This is a genomic window from Arthrobacter sp. MMS24-T111 (assembly GCF_054888995.1).
In genome coordinates this window covers 4,036,935-4,056,523 of record NZ_JBTZRO010000001.1, presented here as the reverse complement: position 1 = coordinate 4,056,523, position 19,589 = coordinate 4,036,935, and the positions used below count along the sequence as shown (strand labels likewise).

Genomic DNA, 19,589 nt, shown 5'->3' with positions numbered 1-19,589 from the left:
CCCGGCGGGAATCGGCTGTGGGGGCCAGCACTTCGGGCCCCCACAGCCTTTTCTTCGCTTGGCAACAAACCCAGGACCAAGCTACGTCACTAGACACAAGTCCCACGGCCGGGCCAAAAAGGCCCCGTGCAACTGGATCAGGATGTTCCCATGCTTCCCTCTCTCGTACCACTGCTCCCCACTGAAAATGACTGGATCACTTTCGATATACCGTCGCTGGCCCAGAATTTCTGGAGTGCCACCTTTGACGGCCTGACGTTCGGCGCCATCTACGCGCTGGTCGCCCTTGGCTACACCCTCGTGTACGGCGTCTTGAACCTGATTAACTTCGCCCACTCTGAAGTGTTCATTGTTGGCTGCTACGCCGTCTTCTTCACCCTGAGCAGCCTTGGCTTCGGCCCTTCCGTTCCCCGCCTCGACATCTGGGCCATCATCCTAAACCTGCTGCTGGCCTTGGTCCTTGCCATGCTGGCCTCAGCTGCCACGGCCTTCCTGCTTGAGCGGATTGCCTATAAACCGCTCCGGCAACGCAACGCCCCGCGCCTGGTCTTCCTGATCACCGCCATCGGCGCTTCCTTCACCATCCAGTACCTCATCTACCTGTGGCGCGGTCCCAGTCCCGAACTTGCGCTGACAATGTTCCGGCCTACCCCCATCTTTGATGTCTTCGGCACCATCGTCGATTCCCAGCAGCTGGTGATTATCATCGCGGCCGTCATCATGATGGTCGGCATCGACCGTTTCATCAGCAAGTCCCGCACCGGCCGCGGCATCAGGGCCGTCGCCCAGGACCCGGACACCGCGACGTTGATGGGCGTCAACAAAGAGCGCATCATTATTACCACCTTCATCATCGGGGGCCTGCTCGCAGGAGCCGCCGCATTGTTCTACGTCATGAAAATCCCCTCCGGTGTCCAGTACAGCGGCGGATTCGTCCTCGGCATCAAGGCTTTCGCCGCAGCGGTGCTCGGCGGCATCGGCAACGTCCGCGGTGCCCTGCTGGGTGGACTGCTGCTTGGCTTGATCGGCAACTACGGCCAGATCCTGCTCGGCAACTCGCAGTGGACCGACGTCGTGGCCTTCGTGGTGCTGGTACTCGTGCTGCTGCTGCGGCCCGAAGGCATCCTGGGAACGTCCCTTGGAAGGAGCAAAGCATGAGCATGACGGATGGACCCACGCCGCTGCAGACGGCGGCCGCCGCGCAGGCGGCTGAGGACCGGGAAGCCTCGTCCAAGGTTGCCGGCAGGAGCGATCTGCGCCAGCGCGGGAAACGCAAATCCGGGTACTTCTCCGACCGGTGGCACGCCCTGTCCCGCCAGCAGCAGTGGGCATTCCTGGTCATTGTCGTTGTCCTGGCCTACCTGCTCCCGCTGCTCAACCCGCCCATCATCACCACCGAACCGGGCAACAATTTTGCCCTGGCGTGCTTCGACATGGCACGGTTTGCCCTCATCGCGGTAGGCCTCAACGTGGTGGTGGGATACGCAGGCCTGCTGGACCTTGGGTATGTCGCCTTCTTCGCTGTTGGCTCCTACTGCGCGGCGATGCTGACCAGCCCCGACTCACCGTTCCTGCACATCCCGTACCTGTGGACCATTCCGGTGGCCATGGCCGTGACAATGTTCTTCGGCGTGGTGCTGGGTGTCCCCACGCTCCGGCTTCGGGGCGACTACCTGGCCATCGTGACGCTTGGATTTGGTGAGATCGTCCGCATCCTGGCCACGATCATTCCGGCCATGAAGGGCCAGGTCGGTTTCCAGAACGTCGGCCATCCGCCCGGCACCGAAGCTGACGGTACGCCCATCTTCTCCAACTCGAACGGTGTGCCCTGGTACTGGCTGACCCTGACAATCATCATCATCGTCACCCTCCTGGTGGGCAACCTGGAGCGCAGCCGGGTTGGCCGTGCCTGGATCGCCATCCGCGAGGATGAAGACGCAGCCGAAATCATGGGCGTTCCCACCTTCAAGTACAAGGTGTGGGCCTTCGCCATCGGCGCCGCGATCGGCGGCCTTTCCGGCGCTCTCTTTGCCGGGCAGGTGGGGTTCGTCAACAACCAGAAGTTCGACGTCACCACCTCAATCCTGTTCCTGGCTGCCGTCGTGCTCGGCGGGGCCGGCAACAAGGTCGGCGCCATCCTGGGCGGGGCCTTGGTCAGCTACATCCCCTTGAGGTTCACGGCCATCGCCGAATACAAATACCTGATCTTCGGGATCGCCCTGGTACTGATCATGATCTTCCGCTCGCAGGGGCTGCTCCCGGCACGGCAGCGCCTGCTCGCCTATGGCCGGACGGCTTTCAACAAGGTCACGGCCCGGGACACGGAAACCAAAGACACGGACAATCCAACAGCCGGCCCCGGGACCCGCACGGCCGGAGAAAGGGGCGCGGAGGCATGAGTTCCCAGGAACGGCAGGCAGGCTCCGGCGGCGTCGACGAGCAGCCGGACAAGGGCAGCCCGGCAGCTGTAGCACCGGAAATAGACATCGAAGCCCTGGCCGAGGCAGGGGTGGACCAGGAACTTGCCGAAAAAGTGGCGCCGGACCGCGATATCGCGGTTGCCGTGGGCGACAACATCGTGGAGGTCCAGAACCTGACCATCAAGTTCGGCGGCCTCGTGGCGTTGGACAACATCAGCTTCAACATCAAGCGCGGCGAGATCCTGGGACTTATCGGTCCCAACGGCGCCGGCAAGACGACGTGCTTCAACGCCATGACCGGGGTCTACAAGCCCACCAGCGGGAAAGTCGTGTTGGAGGGCCAGGTCCTGAACGGCATCAAGCAGCACAAGATCACGCGCCTGGGCCTGTCCCGCACTTTCCAGAACATCCGGCTCTTCGGCGAGATGACGGCGTTGGAAAACGTGGTGGTGGGCCTGGACGCGCGGCACCGGACCAGCGTGGGCGGGGCCCTGCTGCGCCTGCCCACCCACATCAAGGAGGAAAAGTCCGCCATCGAGCGCGGCATGGCACTGCTGGACTTCGTGGGCATCAGCAGCCACGCCCACGTACTGTCCCGCCAGCTGCCCTACGGCTTCCAGCGCCGGCTGGAGATCGCCCGGGCACTGGCCACCGATCCGAAGGTGCTCTGCCTCGACGAGCCGGCCGCCGGCTTCAACCCGGCCGAGAAAGAGGAACTGATGGCGCTCATCCGCACCATCAGGGACGAGGGCTACACCGTATTGCTGATCGAGCACGATATGAAGCTCGTGATGGGTGTGACCGACCGGATCGTGGTGCTGGAGTTCGGCAAGAAGATCGCGGACGGACTGCCGCGCGAGATCCGCGAAGACCCGAGGGTCATTGCCGCCTACCTAGGAGAGCCTGAAGATGACGTTGCTTGAACTTGAGGACGTTTCCGTCCATTACGGCCGCATCCAGGCGCTGCGGAACATCTCCTTCACCGTGGAGGAAGGCGAAGTGGTGGCGCTGATCGGCGCCAACGGTGCCGGCAAGACCACCACCATGCGCACCATCTCCGGCCTGTTGAACTGCTCCGAGGGAAAGATCACCTTCGCGGGCCAGGACATCACCAAGATGAAGGCGCACATCCGGGTGGTGCACGGGATTTCGCAGGCGCCCGAGGGCCGCGGGATCTTCCCGGGCATGACGGTGATGGAAAACCTCGACATGGGCACCTTTGGGCGCAAGGACAGAAGCGGTGTATCCAAGGACCTGGACCGCGTCTTTGACCTGTTCCCGCGGCTGAAGGAACGCGAGAAGCAGTTCGGCGGAACCATGTCCGGCGGTGAGCAGCAGATGCTCGCCATCGGACGGGCCCTGATGTCCAACCCGAAGCTGCTCCTGCTGGATGAACCGTCCATGGGCCTCGCGCCGCAGTTCATCCGGCAGATCTTCAAGATCATCAAGGAGATCAACAACCAGGGAACCACTGTGCTGATGGTGGAGCAAAACGCCAACCAGGCCCTGGCGGGAGCGCACCGGGCCTTCGTCCTGGAGACCGGCGAGATCACGCACAGCGGCACCGGCAAGGAACTGCTGGAAGATCCCTCCATCAAAGAGGCCTACCTGGGCGTGGGATAGCCGCCCGGCGGGGCCCGGTTGTCCGGGTGGCAACGGTCACGGTTCGGTTGCAACCGGGCCCCGCGGGAACTTTCACCACAGCCGCCACGTGGGACTTGGTAGCGTAACCAACAGCTCATCACCCACACCCACATGGAGGAATTCCGCAATGGCACTTGGCGGCAACCCGATCTTCAACGGAAAGAGTTTCCGTGGCGCCACCCAGGCACAGCCTGTCCCGCAGGCACCCTACGGTGCTCCTTACGGCCAGGCACCCTACGGTCAGCAGCCGTACGGCCAGCCGTCGTATGGCCAGCAGGGGTGGAGCACCCAACCCCAGGGCATGACGGACGAACAACTCCAGCAGATGTACAACCAGCCGTCTGCAGGCCCCGCCGACACCGGCAGGATGACATTCGACGACGTCATCATGAAGACCGCCGCCTGCCTCGGTGCAGTGGTGGTGGGCGCAGCAGTCACCCTGGTGGTGGCGCAGGGCCTGGCTTCCCTGCTGATGATCGTCGGTGCCTTGGGCGGCTTCGTGCTGGCCATGGTCAACACCTTCAAGAAGCAGCCCTCACCCGCGCTGATCCTGGCCTACGCCGCCCTGGAGGGCCTGTTCCTCGGCGGCCTGACCCGCATCCTGGACGGCATGTTCCCCGGCGTCGGCCTGCAGGCCGTTATCGGCACCCTCTCCGTCTTCGCCGTGACCCTGGTGCTGTTCAAGAGCGGCAAAGTCCGCGCTACGCCCCGTGCGATGCGCTTCTTCATGATCGCCCTGATCGGCTATGCCGTCTTCGCGCTGATCAACATGGTGATGATGTGGACCGGAGCCGTGCAGTCTCCGTTCGGCCTCCGCACTTCCTTTGAGATCTTCGGCATCCCGTTGGGTGTCTTCATCGGCCTGCTGGCCATCGGCCTGGCAGCCTTCTCGCTGGTCATGGACTTCACCAGCATCGAGGCCGGAGTCCGCAGCGGTGCTCCGCAGCGCTTCTCCTGGACCGCCGCCTTCGGCCTGACTGTCACGCTCGTCTGGCTGTACGTGGAGATCATCCGCCTGCTGGCCATCCTGCGCGGCGACGATTAGGCACCGGCGGCTACTGCCGCCGTCGTCAGCAACGGCCGTGGGCCCCACCAAACGGTGGGGCCCACGGCCTTTTTACGTGCCGCAGCCCGTCAGGGTCGCGCGACCGCGCGCCTAGGCAATACGCATGGCTCCAGCGGCCGGGGAGACAGTGAAGATGTCCGGTGCCTTGAAGCCGGCGTCGGAGAAGGCCTTGGCGACGGCGGTCCGAACCTGCTGCTCCGCATCCACCGGGGTCAGGGCGATCGCGGCCCCGCCGAACCCGCCTCCGGTCATGCGGGCGCCGAGGGCCCCGTTCGCCCGGGACGTGTCCACGGCCAGGTCCAGCTCCGGGCACGAAATTTCAAAATCATCGCGCATGGAGGCGTGGCTGGCATCCAGCAGGGGGCCAATGGCCGCCGGGCCGGCACCGTCCAGGAGTTCGACGGTCTGGAGTACCCTGTCGTTTTCGGTCACCACGTGCCGCACCCGCCTGAACGTCACCTCATCGAGCAGCCCGGCGGCCTCTTCAAGGTCACCCACCTGGACGTCCCGCAGCGCCTTGACCCCGAGGACTTCCGCCCCGAGCTCGCAGGACGCGCGCCGGGAGGCGTAGCCGCCGTCGGCATGGGAATGGGACACCTTGGTGTCGATAACCAGCAGCACCAGGCCGGCGGGTTCTGTCTCGAACGGAACCAGGGCGGCTTTCTGGTCCCGGCAGTCGAGGAACACCGCATGGCCCTTGGCGCCGCGCAGCGACGCGGACTGGTCCATGATCCCCGTGGGCGCGCCCACGAAGTCGTTCTCCGCACGCTGCGTTGCCAGCACCATCTCCTCGGCCCCAAGCCCGGCGCCGGTGAGGTCGTTGAGTGCGGAGATCACGGCGCATTCGATGGCGTGCGACGACGACAGGCCGGCGCCCAGCGGCACGGTGGAGTCCAGGAGCAGGTCCAGGCCGGGGACGTCGATGCCCCGCTCCCTGAGGGCCCACATGACCCCCAGGGGGTACTTGGTCCAGCCCTTGGCCGTTCCGGGGTGCAGGGAGTCCAGTGACGTCGTCACGATGCCCTGGTCACCGTAGGTGGACAGCAGCCGCACGGTCCGGTCCGGGCGGACCGCGACGGCCACCCGGGCGGTACGGTCGATGGCGAACGGAAGGACGAACCCTTCGTTGTAGTCGGTGTGCTCGCCGATGAGGTTGACCCGTCCCGGCGCCTGCCACACGCCGTCGGCTGTGCCACCGAAAGCCTCGGCGAAGCGGGCGGCGAGATCATCGGCGGAGACCGGGGCTGTCCCGGCCTGGTCCTGGCTGCTCACGCGGAAGCTCCTTCTGGTGCGGCCGCCATGGCGGACGGCTTTGTCGACGACGGGACAGAGACACTGCGCAGGCGCTCCGCCACGCTTTCCGGCGTGGTGTCGTTGATGAACGCGCCCATCGCTGCTTCCGAGCCGGCGAGGTATTTCAGCTTATCCGCTGCCCTGCGCGGGGAGGTCAGCTGCAGGTGGAGGTAGCCGGCCGGGCGGAGGACATCATCCAGGGGAGCCTGGTGCCATGCGGAGATGTAGGGCGTGGGCGTGGGATAGAGGGCATCCACCCGCTTGAGCAGGTCGAGGTACACCTGCGCCAGCTCGTCCTTCTCCTCCCCATCCAGGGCAGCGAGGTCGGGCACGTGCCGATGCGGGACCAAGTGGATCTCCAGGGGCCACCGGGCGGCGAAGGGTACATAGGCGCTGAAATGCGTCCCCTCCACCACCATCCGGCTGCCGTCTTCCCGTTCCGCACGCAGCAGGGAGCCGGTCAGGGTTTCGTTCCCGTCCTTGGCGTCGTAGTACTTCCGGGCGGCGGCGCCCAGGACGCCGGCGCGGGGTGTGACGTAGGGGTAGGCATAGATCTGTCCGTGCGGGTGATGCAGCGTTACGCCGATATCGGCGCCCCGGTTCTCAAAGGGGAACACCTGCTTGATGCCGGCCATGGCGCTGAGCGCAGCGGTGCGCTGTGCCCACGCCTCGATCACCGTGCGGGACCGTTCCCGGGTCAGTCCGCTGAACGAACCGGTGTGTTCCGGGGTGAAGGAGACCACCTCGCACCGGCCGTAGGCGGGACCTTTCGTTCCCCATCCCGGATCCGCCGGAACAGGCCCCAGCGCAGGGCCGAGGGACGGGAAGCGGTTTTCGAATACCACCACGTCATAGTCGGAAGCCGGAATCTCTGACGCGTTGGAGTCCGTGGTGGGGCAGATGGGGCATTGGTCCGCCGGGGGCAGGTGTGTCCGGGTCTGCCGGTGTGCAGCCACGGCCACCCATTCCCCGGTCAGTGCGTCGAAGCGGCTTCGCCCGGTTCGCCCCTGGGCGGCAGCCCGCGATGGTCCGTGGTGAGTTCCGCGGTCCGGGGCGTGGTGGTGCCCGCATCGTCGAAGTACATCAGTTCCCGACCGTCGGAGAGCGTGGTGGTGGTCATCCCTGTCATGGCAAAAGTTTCTCATAAACGCTCAATAAAGAATAGTTAACAACAAAAAGTAACAGTGACGCTCATGCGGGTGCGGCGCCGCCCGTTATACGGTAGGCCCATGACTGCCTCTTCCCAACCTGAAAACCAGGGTGCCGCGTCCCTCCCGTCCTGCGCCACCGGCCGCCAATACGAACTGCGCCGCGGCGATGCCGCGGCCGTGGTCACCGAGCTGGCGGCAGGCCTGCGCTCGTACCGCCGTGGCGGTGTCCTGCTCACGGAAACCTACGGCGATGACCAGATCGCTCCCGGTGCCACCGGTATCACGCTGGCGCCCTGGGCCAACCGGGTGGAGGACGGGACCTGGCTCCTGGACGGGAAGAAGCAACAGCTGGACATCACGGAAGTGTCCCGCAACAACGCCAGCCACGGACTCCTCCGGAACACCGGCTACTCGCTCGTGGGGATGTCGGAGCACTCGGTGGAACTTGAAGCCACCATCTTTCCGCAGCACGGGTACCCCTTCCTGGCCCGGCACCGGGTGCGGTACCAGCTCACCGAAGACTTGGGACTCCACGTCAGGCAGACGCTCATCAACGATGCCACGGCGCCGGCCCCGTTCGTCCTGGGCGCACACCCCTACCTGCGGGTCGGCGACACCCCGGTTGAGGAGCTGGTGCTGACAGTCGCTGCCGAAACCCGGCTGGTGGCCGATGAGCGCCTGATCCCGCGCAGCACGGCGCCGGTAGACGGAGATACCGACTTCCGTTCCGGCAGTGCCATTGCCAATCTCGCAGTGGATGTTGCCTTGACCGGCCTGCGCTACGAAGGGGGCAGGGCGCGGCACACCCTGGCCGCCGCCGACGGCGCCGCGGTGTCGCTCTGGCAGGACGAAGCCTGCCGCTACGTCCACGTTTTCGTCAGCACCGAGTACCCGGGACGGACCCGCGCCGTAGCCGTGGAACCGATGACCGGTCCAGCGAACGCTTTCAACTCCGGAGACGGCCTTCGCTGGCTGGCGCCGGGCGAATCCTTCAGCATCGAATGGGGGATCGACTATGTCCCGGCCCATGCCGGGGCGTTGGTTTCCCATTAGCGCAAGGCTGCGGAAGGATTGGGTTATGACGCCACATGAGGACGCCGTGACCCAGGCAACCCGACCTTCTGCCCCCGCCGCCCCGCTGAGGGTGCTGACGGATCGTGAGCTCGACAAGGACATTCCCTACGGCGTCCGCATCGCGGCATCCTGGTCCTGGCGGCTGGGCCTGATCCTGCTGATGGCAGGAACCCTCGTGTGGCTGCTGAGCAAGATCACGCTCCTGATCATTCCGATCATGGTGGCCGCGCTCCTTGCAGGACTCCTGAGCCCTGTTACCCATTGGCTGAAACGCCGTCGCCTGCCCGCCGGCCTCGCCGTCGCCGTGACGGTCCTGGGCTTCATCGGGGTCATCGCGGGTGCGCTGGCCCTGGTGGGCCGCCAGCTTGCGGTCGGGTTTGGAGAGCTCTGGTCACAGGCCCTCGAGGGAATACGGCAGGTCCAGGACTGGCTGTCCACGGGCCCCCTGCACCTCACGGACGCCCAGGTGGAGCAGTACGTCAAGGACGCCAGCGACGCGCTGCAGAACAACAGCAGCAGCATCCTCAGCGGTGCGCTCTCCTTCGGCAGCACCGCCGGACACTTCGCCGCCGGGATGCTCCTGTCGCTGTTTATCCTCATCTTCTTCCTGCTGGAAGGCGACCGGATCTGGGCTTTCCTGGTCAGGCTGCTGCCCCGAAAGGCCCGGGCTGCAACCTTCGGGGCTGGCCGCAAGGGCTGGGCGTCAATGGTCAGCTATGCGCGCATCCAGATGTTTGTGGCTGCCGTCGACGCGATCGGAATCGGCGTCGGTGCGGCCATCATTGGTGTCCCGCTGGCCCTTCCGCTCGGCGTGCTGGTCTTCCTCGGCTCCTTCATCCCGGTGGTGGGCGCCCTGGTGACGGGCGCCGTCGCCATCCTGCTCGCACTGGTGGCCAACGGCTGGGTCAATGCCCTGGTGATGCTGGCCATCGTCCTGCTGGTCCAGCAACTCGAGGGCCACATCCTGCAGCCCCTGGTCATGGGCAAGGCAGTCTCGCTCCACCCGGTGGCGGTAATCCTCAGTGTGGCGGCGGGCTCGTACCTCGCCGGAATCCCCGGGGCGCTGTTCTCGGTACCCATCCTGGCCGTAGCAAACTCGGCCGTTCGCTACATTGCCGCAAGAACGTGGGAACATGAACAGGTGCCGGTCATCGCCGGAAAGCCCATCACAGCCGGAGCGGGCGGGGACAACACCATCGAGGACGTTGAACCGCAGGCTGCAACCGATGCCGGGCTCGAGGCGGCCGGCGCAACAGCCGAACACCGCGATGCCCGCACCGCCTCCCGAGAGGGCACCGGAGCCGAATCCAGAGGAGAGTAGTCCGTGAAGATCCTTGAAACCCTTCCCGTCACACTGGACGATGTCCTTGAGGCGCAGAAGCTGCTTGACGGGATTATTGCGCGCACCCCCGTGGAATCGTCCCGCGCGCTGGGCGGCATGGTGGGCGGTGACGTCTACTTCAAATGCGAGAACCTGCAGCGGGCCGGGTCGTTCAAGGTGCGCGGTGCCTACGTCCGCATGGCGCGGCTCTCCGCGGACGAAAAGAAGCGCGGGGTGGTGGCCGCGTCCGCCGGTAACCACGCCCAGGGTGTGGCCGTCGCCGCCAAGAGCCTTGGCATCAAAGCCCGTATCTACATGCCCCTGGGAGTGGCGCTCCCCAAGCTCGCGGCAACCCGCAGCCATGGCGCCGAAGTGATCCTGCATGGCCATAACGTCGACGAAGCGCTCGCCGAAGCACAGCGCTACAGCAACGAGACCGGAATGGTCTTTGTCCACCCGTTCGACAACGTGGACGTTGTGGCAGGGCAGGGGACTGTTGGCCTGGAAATCCTGGAGCAGGTGCCCAACGTTGACACCGTACTCATGGGCGTAGGTGGCGGAGGGCTCCTTGCGGGGGTCGCCGTTGCCATCAAGGCCCGGGCAAGGGAACTCGGCCGCGAGATCCGCATCATCGGGGTCCAGGCGGAGAATGCCGCCGCCTACCCGCCCTCGCTGGCAGCCGATGCCCTGGTGCCCCTGAAGAAGGTTTCCACCATGGCTGACGGCATCGCCGTGGGCCGCCCGGGGCAGTTGCCCTTCAGCATCATCCGCGAACTGGTCGATGACGTGGTCACCGTCAGCGAGGACTCCCTGGCCCGCGCCCTGATCTTCCTGCTGGAACGGGCCAAAATGGTGGTGGAGCCCGCCGGTGCGGTGGGCGTCGCGGCCCTGATGGACGGCAAGATCGAGAACCCGGGAACCACGGTGGCGGTCCTCTCCGGCGGCAACATCGACCCCATGCTGATGCTTAAGGTCATCCAGCGCGGCCTCTCCGCCGCGGGCCGCTACATGACCGTCCGAATGATGTTGGACGACCGTCCCGGCTCCCTGGCCACCATTGCGCGCATCATCGCCGAAAACGATGCGAACGTCACCGGCCTGGACCACACCCGCGTGGGTGGTTCCATCAGCATGGGCGACGTATCCATCACGGTGAACCTTGAAACCAAGGGCCACCAGCACGGCGAGCAGGTCCTCAGCGCACTCCGCGCTGAAGGTTTCCAGCCGATCGTCGTCCACTAGGACAGCGCATGGCCGGACCTGCTGGTAACGCACGCTTCCCCGGGCGCCAAACCCTGGCGTCGCGCGCGAAGGGCGGCCTGGCGGTGCTGGGCGGCTTCCTTGCCCTGTTGTTCGCCCTGGAGGTGGCCAACTCGCTGATGATGGGCGCGCTGGTCAGGACGTTCGGGCTGCGGCCCAGGAGCGTCGACGGGCTGCTGGACATCTTCACCTTCCCGCTGCTGCACGCCAACCTGAACCACCTGCTCTCCAACAGTTTTCCCCTGGTTATCTTCGGGTTCCTGGTGTTCCTGTCCGGGCTGCGCGTCTTCCTGACTGCGCTGGCCTTCAGCTGGCTGGGCAGCGGCCTGACCGTGTGGCTCATTGGCGACGGCGTTACCGTGGGGGCATCCGGCCTGGTCTTCGGGCTGTTCTCGTTCCTCCTGGTGCGCGGGTTCTTCAACCGGAGCTGGCGGCAGATCCTGCTCGCCGTGGTCCTGTTCATGGGATACGGGAGCATCCTGCTGGGCGCACTGCCATTCGTTGCCGGCTACGTGAGCTGGCAAGCCCACCTGGGCGGTGCTGCCGGCGGCGTCGTGGCGGCGCTCCTCCTTCGGCCCCGCATCCCAGCAGCCGTGGAGCCCTGAGCGAGGTAACGGTTCGCCGACCCGGGCGGCACTTAAACACTGCGGCGGCCGTCTCCCTTGAGGGGACGGCCGCCGCAGTGTACCGGCGTCAACCAGGCGGGCGAAGGCTAGGCTGCGTAGGGCTTGGCGGAGAGGATCTCCACCTTGATGTCCTTGCCGTTCGGAGCGACGTAGCTGAGGGTGTCCCCCTCCTTGTGGCCCACGATGGCGGCACCAAGCGGCGACTTTTCACTGAAGACATCCAGATCGGAGTCGCCGGCGATTTCACGGGAGCCCAGCAGGAACGTCTCTTCGTCTCCCGCGATCTTGGCTACCACGATCATGCCCGGTTCCACGATGCCGTCATCGGCAGGGGCTTCACCCACGTGGGCATCCCGAAGCAGCACCGTCAGCTGGCGGATGCGGGCTTCAATCTTGCCCTGCTCCTCCTTGGCTGCGTGGTAGCCGCCGTTTTCCTTGAGGTCGCCCTCTTGCCGCGCTGCTTCAATCTTCTGGACGATCTCCGCCCGGCCTGCGCCGGAAAGGTGGTCCAGCTCTGCCTTCAGGCGGTCAAAAGCTTCCTGGGTGAGCCAGGCTGCAGAAGCGCTGTTGGTGGTAGACACGGACTTCTCCTCTGGTGGTCCTACATGCAAAAGACCCCGCCATGGTGGCCACTTGTGGAGCAGCAACCAGCTCAGCGGGGTAAAGGTATCTGTCCAGTGTAGTCAATCACTTGGAGATAACCCAACCTGGACGAGTCCCGGGTCACATCCCTTATTGCGCCTGGCTGGGAATCCAGCAGCTGTCCACCAGGCCCGACACGGACTCGGACTCGGTCAGCAGGCTGACGCGCTGGGCGACTGTCCTGCCGCCGTCGGCCGTTCCATCCGCCGCAGACGGCGGGATATCAACCACCTTCCAGCCCACGACGGCGAACTTGGAATCCAGTGCCTTGACGGCACACTTCACGGCGTTCCCGGGTTCGCGGGTGACCTGGAAGTCGACCTCGGCGACGGTGGAATCGGTGGTGCTGTAGCCGATGTCCTTGTACGTCACCCCGGACAGCGAATTCGACGTCGAAACCCAGGCGAGGAACCCGATTCCGGCCGCCAGGGCGATTCCGATGGCGGTGCGGGTGGCCTTGGGAGTGAACCGGCGCTTTTTAGCACCATACCGATTGGCTAGGCTAGTGTCTGCGGGCGCGGGTTGGGCCGGCTGGTCCGGGGAAGTCACCAGACCAGTTTAGTGCCCTTTCCGCCGGCTCTCCGCGGCGGCCATGGCCGCCGGTGAGGCACTGCGCCCGCGACAACATCCTTCGGCTGCCACAAGCCGCGAAACAAGAATAAGGAGCCGTCCTTTCCATGACAGCGTCCAGCAACTCCCAGGTGCCGCTCCGGCTGCTCGCAGTCCATGCCCACCCGGACGACGAATCCAGCAAGGGCGCTGCGACCATGGCCATGTACGCAGCCACGGGCGTGGACGTCATGGTGGCAACCTGCACGGACGGGTCGCGCGGCGACATCCAGAACCCGGCAGTCGAAGGCGAACCACACCCGAAGCGGGACATGGCCGGTGCCCGCAGGCTGGAAATGGCCAACGCAGCCTCCATCCTGGGCATCAAGCAGGCGTGGCTTGGATTCGTGGACTCGGGACTTCCGGAAGGCGATCCCCTTCCGCCGCTTCCGGCTGGTTCGTTCGCCACGTTGCCCCTGGAACGGGCTGCGGCGCCGCTGGTTCGGCTGGTCCGTTCGTTCAAGCCGCACGTCATCCTCAGCTACGACGAAAACGGCGGCTACCCCCACCCTGACCACATCATGGCCCACCGTGTGGCGGTGGAAGCTTTCGAAGCAGCCGGCGATCCGGGACGCTACCCGGACGCGGGGGAGGCGTGGGAGCCGAGCAAGCTGTACTATGACCGTGCCTTCAGCCCCGAACGGTTCCGGGCGCTGCACTTTGCGCTGGAAGAAGCAGGCCTCCAGTCCCCGTACGCCGAGCGTTTGGCCGCGTGGCTCGAATCCGACGCCGAGGGCCACACCCCGCCGCCCGCGGCCCACCCCACCACCACGCAGATCGACTGCGGCGACTACTTCGAAGTTCGTGACGATGCCCTGCGCGCCCACCGGACGCAGGTGGACCCGCTGGGGTTCTTCTTCGCCGTCTCACCCGACATGCAGCGCCGGACCTGGCCCTGGGAGGACTACTCCCTGATCCATTCGAGGGTGCCGTCCGAGCTTCCCGGAGAAGGACCTGTTCGCCGGGCTAAGATAGTCAGAGCAGGCTATTTCTATCCAGCGTAGAAGTCGGGTGCGGCCCAGGCCCGTGCTGTCCGCCTCCTGCTGCATCCGTTCCACTAAAAGGTATCAATCGTGCATTCACTGCTCCTCCGCCTCGCCACCACGCCGACCCCGTTGCCCACGCCGACGCTTCGGGACGGGATCTCCGAGGACCAGGTGACCCCCGGCCTGCTGGGGTTCGTCATGACGGCTTTCTTCGTGGTGGCCACGGCCTTGCTGATCGTCGATATGGTGCGCCGGATCCGCCGGGTGCGCTACCGCGCCCAGGTGGAGGAAGAACGCATGGCGGCCGCAACCGCGGCAGACGTGGAGGCGGCTGACGCGCAGGACGGGCTCGACGACGGTCCGCGCCCGGCAGCGCCGGAGTCCAACGGAAACGGGCTCCAGCGGCCGGGGGAGTAAACCGGCGTCAGGCGAGGACGGCCAGGGCGATGGCAACGAAGTGCGCTGCGAAAGCCAGCACCGTCAGTGCATGGAACAGTTCGTGGAAGCCGAAGTGGTGGTAGCTGAAGTTTGGCTTCTTCAGGGCGTAGAAGACGGCGCCGGTGATGTAGAGAACTCCGCCCACGCAGATCAGGACCGCTGAAGCCGGGCTCGCCTGGAAGAACTGCGGCAGGTAGAACAGGGCGCCACAGCCCAGCGCGATGTAGATGGGCACGTACAGCCAGCGGGGCGCATCGGTCCACAACAACCGGAACAGCACGCCAAGGATGGCCCCGGACCAGATGACCCACAGGAGGATCACCGCCTGCGGGCGTTCCAGGAGCGTCCATGCCAGCGGCGTGTAGGTGCCGGCGATGACGAGCATGATGTTGGTGTGGTCCAGCCGCTTGAGGACCAGCTTGACCCGTGGGGACCAATTGCCGCGATGGTAGACGGCGCTGACACCGAACAGCAGCACGCCGGTGGCCGCAAAGACGGCAGAGGTGACCCGCCGGTCCGCGGTAGGGGCCAGGAGAACCAGAACGATGCCCGCGGCAAGCGCCAGCGGGGCGGTGACGGTGTGGATCCAACCCCGCCATTTCGGTTTGATCATCAGCAGTTCCGCCAGGCGGACGGCAGCATCATCCACTGCGTTGGGCCCGGGCCCGTCGCCGGGGTTGCTGCCCTCCGGCCCGGGCGGCCGGGAACTGTGCGGAGCCTCGCTGTTCATTGGTCCAGAATAACTTACGCATCGGTAAGTTACTCGTTGGTAACTTAGCGTCGGATCTGCCTCCCGGACCCCGGCGCGTCCCGGAGCGCTGCTGGCGGTAGCCTAGGATGTGGATGTACGTACGGCAGGAAAGTCAGGTGAGTGGACGCGTGGAGTTGCCCGGGTTCCTCTATGGCTACTACGAACGCCGGCTGCTGAAGGATCTCCCGCGCGACCGGATTCCCCGCCACATTGGCGTCATGGTGGACGGCAACCGGCGCTGGGCCAAGCAGTTCAACGCCCCCACCAGCCAGGGCCACCAGGCGGGCGCGGACAAGATCCATGAGTTCCTCGGCTGGTGCCAGGAACTCGGCGTCAAGGTGGTCACGCTGTACATGCTGTCCACTGACAACATGAACCGGTCCAGCGAGGAATTGGACCTCCTGATGGGCATCATCGCCAACACGCTGGACCGGCTCGATGACGACGCCAATATTTCCGTCCACGCGATGGGTGCCCCTGAACTGCTTCCGGACTACTTGGCCGAGCGGCTCAACAAGCTGACTGCGCGGACTCCGGTGCGGGAAAAGATCCACGTCAACGTCGCCGTCGGGTACGGGGAAGGCGGGAAATCGTCGACGCCGTCCGCGAACTCCTGCACGACGCCGTCGCCAAGGGCATGGACATTTCCAAGCTCGCCGACGACCTGTGCGTCGATGACATCTCGCGCTTCCTCTACACCCGCGGCCAGCCTGACCCGGACCTGGTGATCAGGACATCGGGGGAGCAGCGGCTCTCCGGCTTCCTCATGTGGCAGAGCGCCTATAGCGAGTTCTATTTCTGCGAGGCCCTGTGGCCTGCCTTCCGCAAGGTCGATTTCCTCCGCGCCCTGCGGGACTACGCCGGCCGGCAGCGGCGCTTCGGCGCCTGACACCCGCGGTTCAGTACGAGTTAATCGACGCGCAACGGGAATCGCCGCGTAATGGTTGCGGAAACTTGCCCGGGTGGATTTACGTTATATCCATCAGCAGGCAAAACCGCCGGCTGATCGGGGAGGCCAATACATGGAGCGAAACATCGCACCGGTTGTATGGGAGGCCGGACCCGGCCTCGTGGCCGAGCCGCCTCACCAATAACAATTCCGGGCGGGTGCCCGGGGCTGGAGTCGATGTGGCTACTTCTGAACAACTGCCCGAGGTCCTGGCTGGACAGGGCGGAAAAGCTACCTCTCGCGCCGAGCGCGTCACTTTTGAAACCGGCGCAGCAACTGATGCTGCGGCCGGTTTCGCTGTCTCCGGAAGGGAAGCCGACATCCACACGTTCGTCATCGACACGTCCGTCCTGCTCTCGGACCCCCGGGCACTCCTGCGGTTCGCCGAGCATGAAGTCGTGGTGCCAATCGTTGTCATCACCGAACTCGAGGCAAAACGGCACGACCCCGAACTCGGCTACTTCGCCCGGAAGGCGCTGCGGCTCCTGGACGATCTTCGGGTCAAGCACGGCGGACTGAACCAGGCCATTCCCATTGGTGATGACGGCGGCACCCTGGTGGTGGAGCTCAACCACATTTCGGCGGAGGTCCTGCCGCTCGGCTTCCGCAGCGGTGACAACGACAGCCGGATCCTTGCCGTCGCCAAGAACCTGGCCAACGAGGGCCGCAACGTCACGGTCGTGTCCAAGGACCTCCCCATGCGGGTCAAAGCGTCCGCCATGGGCCTCACCGCCGACGAATACCGCAATGAGCTCGTCAAGGACTCAGGCTGGACCGGAGTCGCCGAAATCGAAGCCGACGAACAGGAAATCTCCACCCTGTACGGGCACGAGCCTGTGTTCATTCCCGCCGCGGCGGAACTGCCGGTCAACACCGGCCTGGTCCTGCTGTCCAACCGCGGCTCGGCCCTGGGCCGGGTGGGCGCGGACAAGCAGGTGCGCCTGGTCAAGGGCGACCGCGATGTCTTCGGCCTCCACGGCCGGTCCGCCGAGCAGCGGCTCGCCATCGACATGCTCATGGATCCGGGCGTCGGCATCGTATCCATTGGCGGACGCGCCGGCACCGGAAAATCGGCGCTCGCCCTTTGTGCGGGCCTCGAAGCCGTGCTCGAACGCCGCGAACACCGGAAGGTGATTGTGTTCCGGCCGCTGTACGCCGTGGGCGGCCAGGAACTTGGCTACCTGCCAGGTTCGGAATCCGAAAAAATGAACCCGTGGGCCCAGGCAGTCTTCGACACGCTTGGGGCCCTGGTCAGCCAGGAAGTGGTGGAGGAAGTCATGGACCGCGGCATGCTCGAGGTCATGCCGCTCACGCACATCCGCGGCCGCTCCCTGCATGACGCCTTCGTGATCGTGGACGAGGCGCAGTCGCTGGAGAAGAACGTGCTGCTGACGGTCATGAGCCGGATGGGACAGAACTCCAAGATCGTCCTCACCCACGACGTCGCCCAGCGGGACAACCTCCGCGTCGGGCGCCACGACGGAATCGCCGCCGTCGTCGAAACCCTGAAAGGACACCCGCTCTTCGGCCACGTCACCCTCACCCGCTCCGAAAGGTCCCCAATCGCCGCCCTGGTGACAGAGCTGCTCGAAGGGTAGGTCGCTTAGTGAGAGGCCGTGGGCGGGTTCGCCGGGCCACGGCCCTTCTCCGTCGCTTAGACACGACGCATAGGGGCGCCTGCGGTCGTTCGGCGAGCTGCGCACATGTCCGGTTCGAGTCCTTCGCGTAGGAGCGCATCGCCGACCAGAGCGTTGCGCAGGTCGCCCAGCGACCGTAGCGGCGCGCCGGGAGGTGTCTAAGCGACGGCGAAGGGCTCGAAGCGGACGAACCCGGCCACTAAATCATGCCTAGGAACTTCGCCGCTGCTTCGTGGCCCTCCACCTTCAGCTTCCATTCGGGGCGGTTGAAGGTTTCGGGGGTGAGGCGGACGTGCTGGAGCGTTTCGACTTTGGTGCCCCAGGCTTTGCGGGTGATCCCGTTCAGTTCGTAGCCAAGGGAGCGCGAGACGCCCAGGGAGGGGTCGTTCCAGGCCGCGGCCTCGGATTCGGCCACCTCTGCCCCGAGCCAGTCAAAGGCCCACAGCACGACGGCGGCACGCATCTCCGTGCCCAGTCCGCGCCCTTGGACGGACTGCTGAAGCCAGGAGCCGGTGCGGACGGTCTTGAGGTGTGCGAAGTCCTTGGCGCCAATGTCCTGGCAGCCGACGAATCGTCCCTCGTGCCAGATGCCCAGCAGCAACGTCCAGTTTTCGGGGGCGCATTCGGCTCTGCACCGCCAGTACCAGCGGGCCATGTTCGGGCCCAGTTCGGCTTCCGGAAGTTCCGTCCAGGGCATACTGAACGGGTTGCGGCCGGCCTCGTGGATGCCGCTGCGGGCCGCTGCCACGGCGGCGGGCACGTCCTGATCGGTGATGGGCCGGAGCTTCAGCCGGGGCGTGGCCAGCCGAAGGTCGAACAGGGGCCAGATGGAGCTCAGGGAAGTCATCCGCGAAGCCTAGCTGATCATCACCGGCGGTACCTGTCACGCTCAGGCGGGGAGGTCCCAGGTGATATGCCGCCGGACGTCCGTGAGGTTCATGGACTGGGCCAGGAACAGGTCATCGAGCATGTATTCGTCCACGGCAATGATCCGGATCCAGTGCCCATAATCCCCGGTCTCCGGTTCCAGTGACCGGCTGGCGACGCAGACCCCGGTGCCCACGTCCACGTGGAGGCGCGTGCGTCCGGGAAGGCACAACGGTGCAGCAGCATCCCCCGGGTGGTAAGCGGCGTTCGGGACCACCAGCGCTTTCAGGGCGGCCCTGCCTTCGTGCTCGACATGCTGGACCTCCTTGATATCAAGCGCGTTGCTGCCCGGAAATTCGATGGGAACCGGAGCATTGCCGGCGAGCTCAACGGGGTCCAGGGCGGCCGAGAAGCGACCGTTGCCGAAACCCGGTTCGCCGTACGCTGCCTCAGGCCTGCGGCGGACCTGTCCGGCGTCGTCGTAGACGGGAGTGACCAGATGGGGCGGCAGGAGCCAGGACTTGCGGGTGGCGCTGACGTAGAAGTCGCCCCGGGAATCGTTGATTCCGGTGGTGCTGTGCAGCACCAGGCCATCCGGACTTTCCAGCCGGAGCGCCCCGGGCCGCCGCAGCCATGCCCGGACGAACGGCGCCCCGGGCCCGGGAGCCGCATCGAATGGCTGGTCCCAGTACTCGAACCTCAGGGACTGCCACTTCCAGGGGGATGACCGGCACAGGTTCCGGAATGCGGCAGCCGGGTCCGCGGGCGTGCCGGGAGGGTCCGGAACCGTCCGGCGCCGGGACTCCCAGGTCGACATATCCACAGTTTACGCGGCGGCGCTACGGCAGGTACCGA

The 19,589-nt window shown here is 65.7% G+C and carries 17 protein-coding genes and 3 pseudogenes; 13 read left to right on the top strand and 7 right to left on the bottom strand.

Annotated features, from left to right (window positions below):
• Positions 1-150 precede the first annotated feature (150 nt).
• From ACX5I6_RS18900 to ACX5I6_RS18880, 5 genes are all read left to right on the top strand, one after another.
• Positions 151-1,158, top strand: coding sequence for a branched-chain amino acid ABC transporter permease (locus ACX5I6_RS18900; RefSeq protein WP_387458169.1), 1,008 nt, complete (start codon positions 151-153; stop codon positions 1,156-1,158).
• Positions 1,155-2,399, top strand: coding sequence for a branched-chain amino acid ABC transporter permease (locus tag ACX5I6_RS18895; RefSeq protein WP_461841468.1), 1,245 nt, complete (start codon positions 1,155-1,157; stop codon positions 2,397-2,399). The genes ACX5I6_RS18900 and ACX5I6_RS18895 overlap by 4 nt, the downstream gene beginning before the upstream one ends.
• Positions 2,396-3,343 (top strand): ABC transporter ATP-binding protein, encoded by a 948-nt coding sequence (locus ACX5I6_RS18890; protein ID WP_461841467.1) that lies wholly within the window; start codon positions 2,396-2,398, stop codon positions 3,341-3,343. Before ACX5I6_RS18895 ends, ACX5I6_RS18890 begins: the two co-directional genes overlap by 4 nt.
• A complete protein-coding gene (locus tag ACX5I6_RS18885; RefSeq protein ID WP_285248294.1) occupies positions 3,330-4,043 on the top strand; it encodes an ABC transporter ATP-binding protein in 714 nt (237 codons plus the stop codon). Before ACX5I6_RS18890 ends, ACX5I6_RS18885 begins: the two co-directional genes overlap by 14 nt.
• Before the next feature lie 148 nt (positions 4,044-4,191).
• Positions 4,192-5,109 (top strand): Bax inhibitor-1/YccA family protein, encoded by a 918-nt coding sequence (locus ACX5I6_RS18880; RefSeq protein WP_285248293.1) that lies wholly within the window; start codon positions 4,192-4,194, stop codon positions 5,107-5,109.
• 111 nt (positions 5,110-5,220) lie between these two features.
• Here ACX5I6_RS18880 and galK read toward each other — a convergent pair whose 3' ends face one another.
• Positions 5,221-6,402 carry a galactokinase gene (gene galK / locus ACX5I6_RS18875; protein ID WP_461841466.1) on the bottom strand — a complete coding sequence of 394 codons (1,182 nt, stop codon included), beginning with the start codon at positions 6,400-6,402 and terminating at the stop codon, positions 5,221-5,223.
• Positions 6,399-7,552: pseudogene (gene galT, locus ACX5I6_RS18870) on the bottom strand (galactose-1-phosphate uridylyltransferase). The gene galK and the pseudogene galT overlap by 4 nt, the downstream one beginning before the upstream one ends.
• A gap of 100 nt (positions 7,553-7,652) precedes the next feature.
• On the opposite strand from galT, the gene ACX5I6_RS18865 reads away from it, so the two are divergent.
• The 4 genes from ACX5I6_RS18865 to ACX5I6_RS18850 are packed head-to-tail and all read left to right on the top strand — an operon-like array spanning position 7,653 to position 11,834.
• Entirely contained in the window at positions 7,653-8,627 is a 975-nt protein-coding gene (locus tag ACX5I6_RS18865) for an aldose 1-epimerase family protein (RefSeq protein ID WP_461841465.1), read from the top strand.
• A 25-nt stretch (positions 8,628-8,652) separates the two neighbouring features.
• Positions 8,653-9,969, top strand: a complete 1,317-nt coding sequence (locus ACX5I6_RS18860) for an AI-2E family transporter (protein WP_461841464.1) — start codon at positions 8,653-8,655, stop codon at positions 9,967-9,969.
• A gap of 3 nt (positions 9,970-9,972) precedes the next feature.
• Positions 9,973-11,211, top strand: a complete 1,239-nt coding sequence (ilvA, locus tag ACX5I6_RS18855; protein WP_387458146.1) for a threonine ammonia-lyase — start codon at positions 9,973-9,975, stop codon at positions 11,209-11,211.
• Positions 11,212-11,219: 8 nt separating this feature from the next.
• Entirely contained in the window at positions 11,220-11,834 is a 615-nt protein-coding gene (locus tag ACX5I6_RS18850; RefSeq protein WP_461841463.1) for a rhomboid family intramembrane serine protease, read from the top strand.
• Positions 11,835-11,941: 107 nt separating this feature from the next.
• Here the strand turns inward: ACX5I6_RS18850 and greA are convergent, their stop codons facing one another.
• Both greA and ACX5I6_RS18840 read right to left on the bottom strand, forming a co-directional pair.
• Positions 11,942-12,436: a transcription elongation factor GreA gene (greA, locus tag ACX5I6_RS18845; protein WP_018761893.1), complete on the bottom strand. Its 495-nt coding sequence runs from the start codon at positions 12,434-12,436 to the stop codon at positions 11,942-11,944.
• A 151-nt stretch (positions 12,437-12,587) separates the two neighbouring features.
• Positions 12,588-13,046, bottom strand: coding sequence for a DUF4307 domain-containing protein (locus tag ACX5I6_RS18840; protein WP_461841462.1), 459 nt, complete (start codon positions 13,044-13,046; stop codon positions 12,588-12,590).
• A gap of 128 nt (positions 13,047-13,174) precedes the next feature.
• Here ACX5I6_RS18840 and mca point away from each other — a divergent pair.
• Together mca and ACX5I6_RS18830 are read left to right on the top strand one after the other, a co-directional pair.
• Positions 13,175-14,081, top strand: a pseudogene (gene mca / locus ACX5I6_RS18835) (mycothiol conjugate amidase Mca).
• Between the two features lie 98 nt (positions 14,082-14,179).
• Entirely contained in the window at positions 14,180-14,509 is a 330-nt protein-coding gene (locus ACX5I6_RS18830) for a hypothetical protein (protein WP_109863465.1), read from the top strand.
• Between the two features lie 7 nt (positions 14,510-14,516).
• Here ACX5I6_RS18830 and trhA read toward each other — a convergent pair whose 3' ends face one another.
• A complete protein-coding gene (gene trhA, locus ACX5I6_RS18825; RefSeq protein WP_461841461.1) occupies positions 14,517-15,260 on the bottom strand; it encodes a PAQR family membrane homeostasis protein TrhA in 744 nt (247 codons plus the stop codon).
• 149 nt (positions 15,261-15,409) lie between these two features.
• Here trhA and ACX5I6_RS18820 point away from each other — a divergent pair.
• Positions 15,410-16,170, top strand: a pseudogene (locus ACX5I6_RS18820) (isoprenyl transferase).
• Between the two features lie 239 nt (positions 16,171-16,409).
• Positions 16,410-17,828, top strand: a complete 1,419-nt coding sequence (locus ACX5I6_RS18815; protein WP_461841460.1) for a PhoH family protein — start codon at positions 16,410-16,412, stop codon at positions 17,826-17,828.
• 238 nt (positions 17,829-18,066) lie between these two features.
• On the opposite strand, the gene ACX5I6_RS18810 is transcribed toward ACX5I6_RS18815, so the two are convergent.
• Both ACX5I6_RS18810 and ACX5I6_RS18805 read right to left on the bottom strand, forming a co-directional pair.
• Positions 18,067-18,714 carry a GNAT family N-acetyltransferase gene (locus tag ACX5I6_RS18810; protein ID WP_461841459.1) on the bottom strand — a complete coding sequence of 216 codons (648 nt, stop codon included), beginning with the start codon at positions 18,712-18,714 and terminating at the stop codon, positions 18,067-18,069.
• A 42-nt stretch (positions 18,715-18,756) separates the two neighbouring features.
• The gene (locus tag ACX5I6_RS18805) at positions 18,757-19,551 is read right to left on the bottom strand and encodes a hypothetical protein (RefSeq protein ID WP_461841458.1); all 795 of its coding nucleotides are present in this window, start codon (positions 19,549-19,551) and stop codon (positions 18,757-18,759) included.
• Positions 19,552-19,589 lie beyond the last annotated feature (38 nt).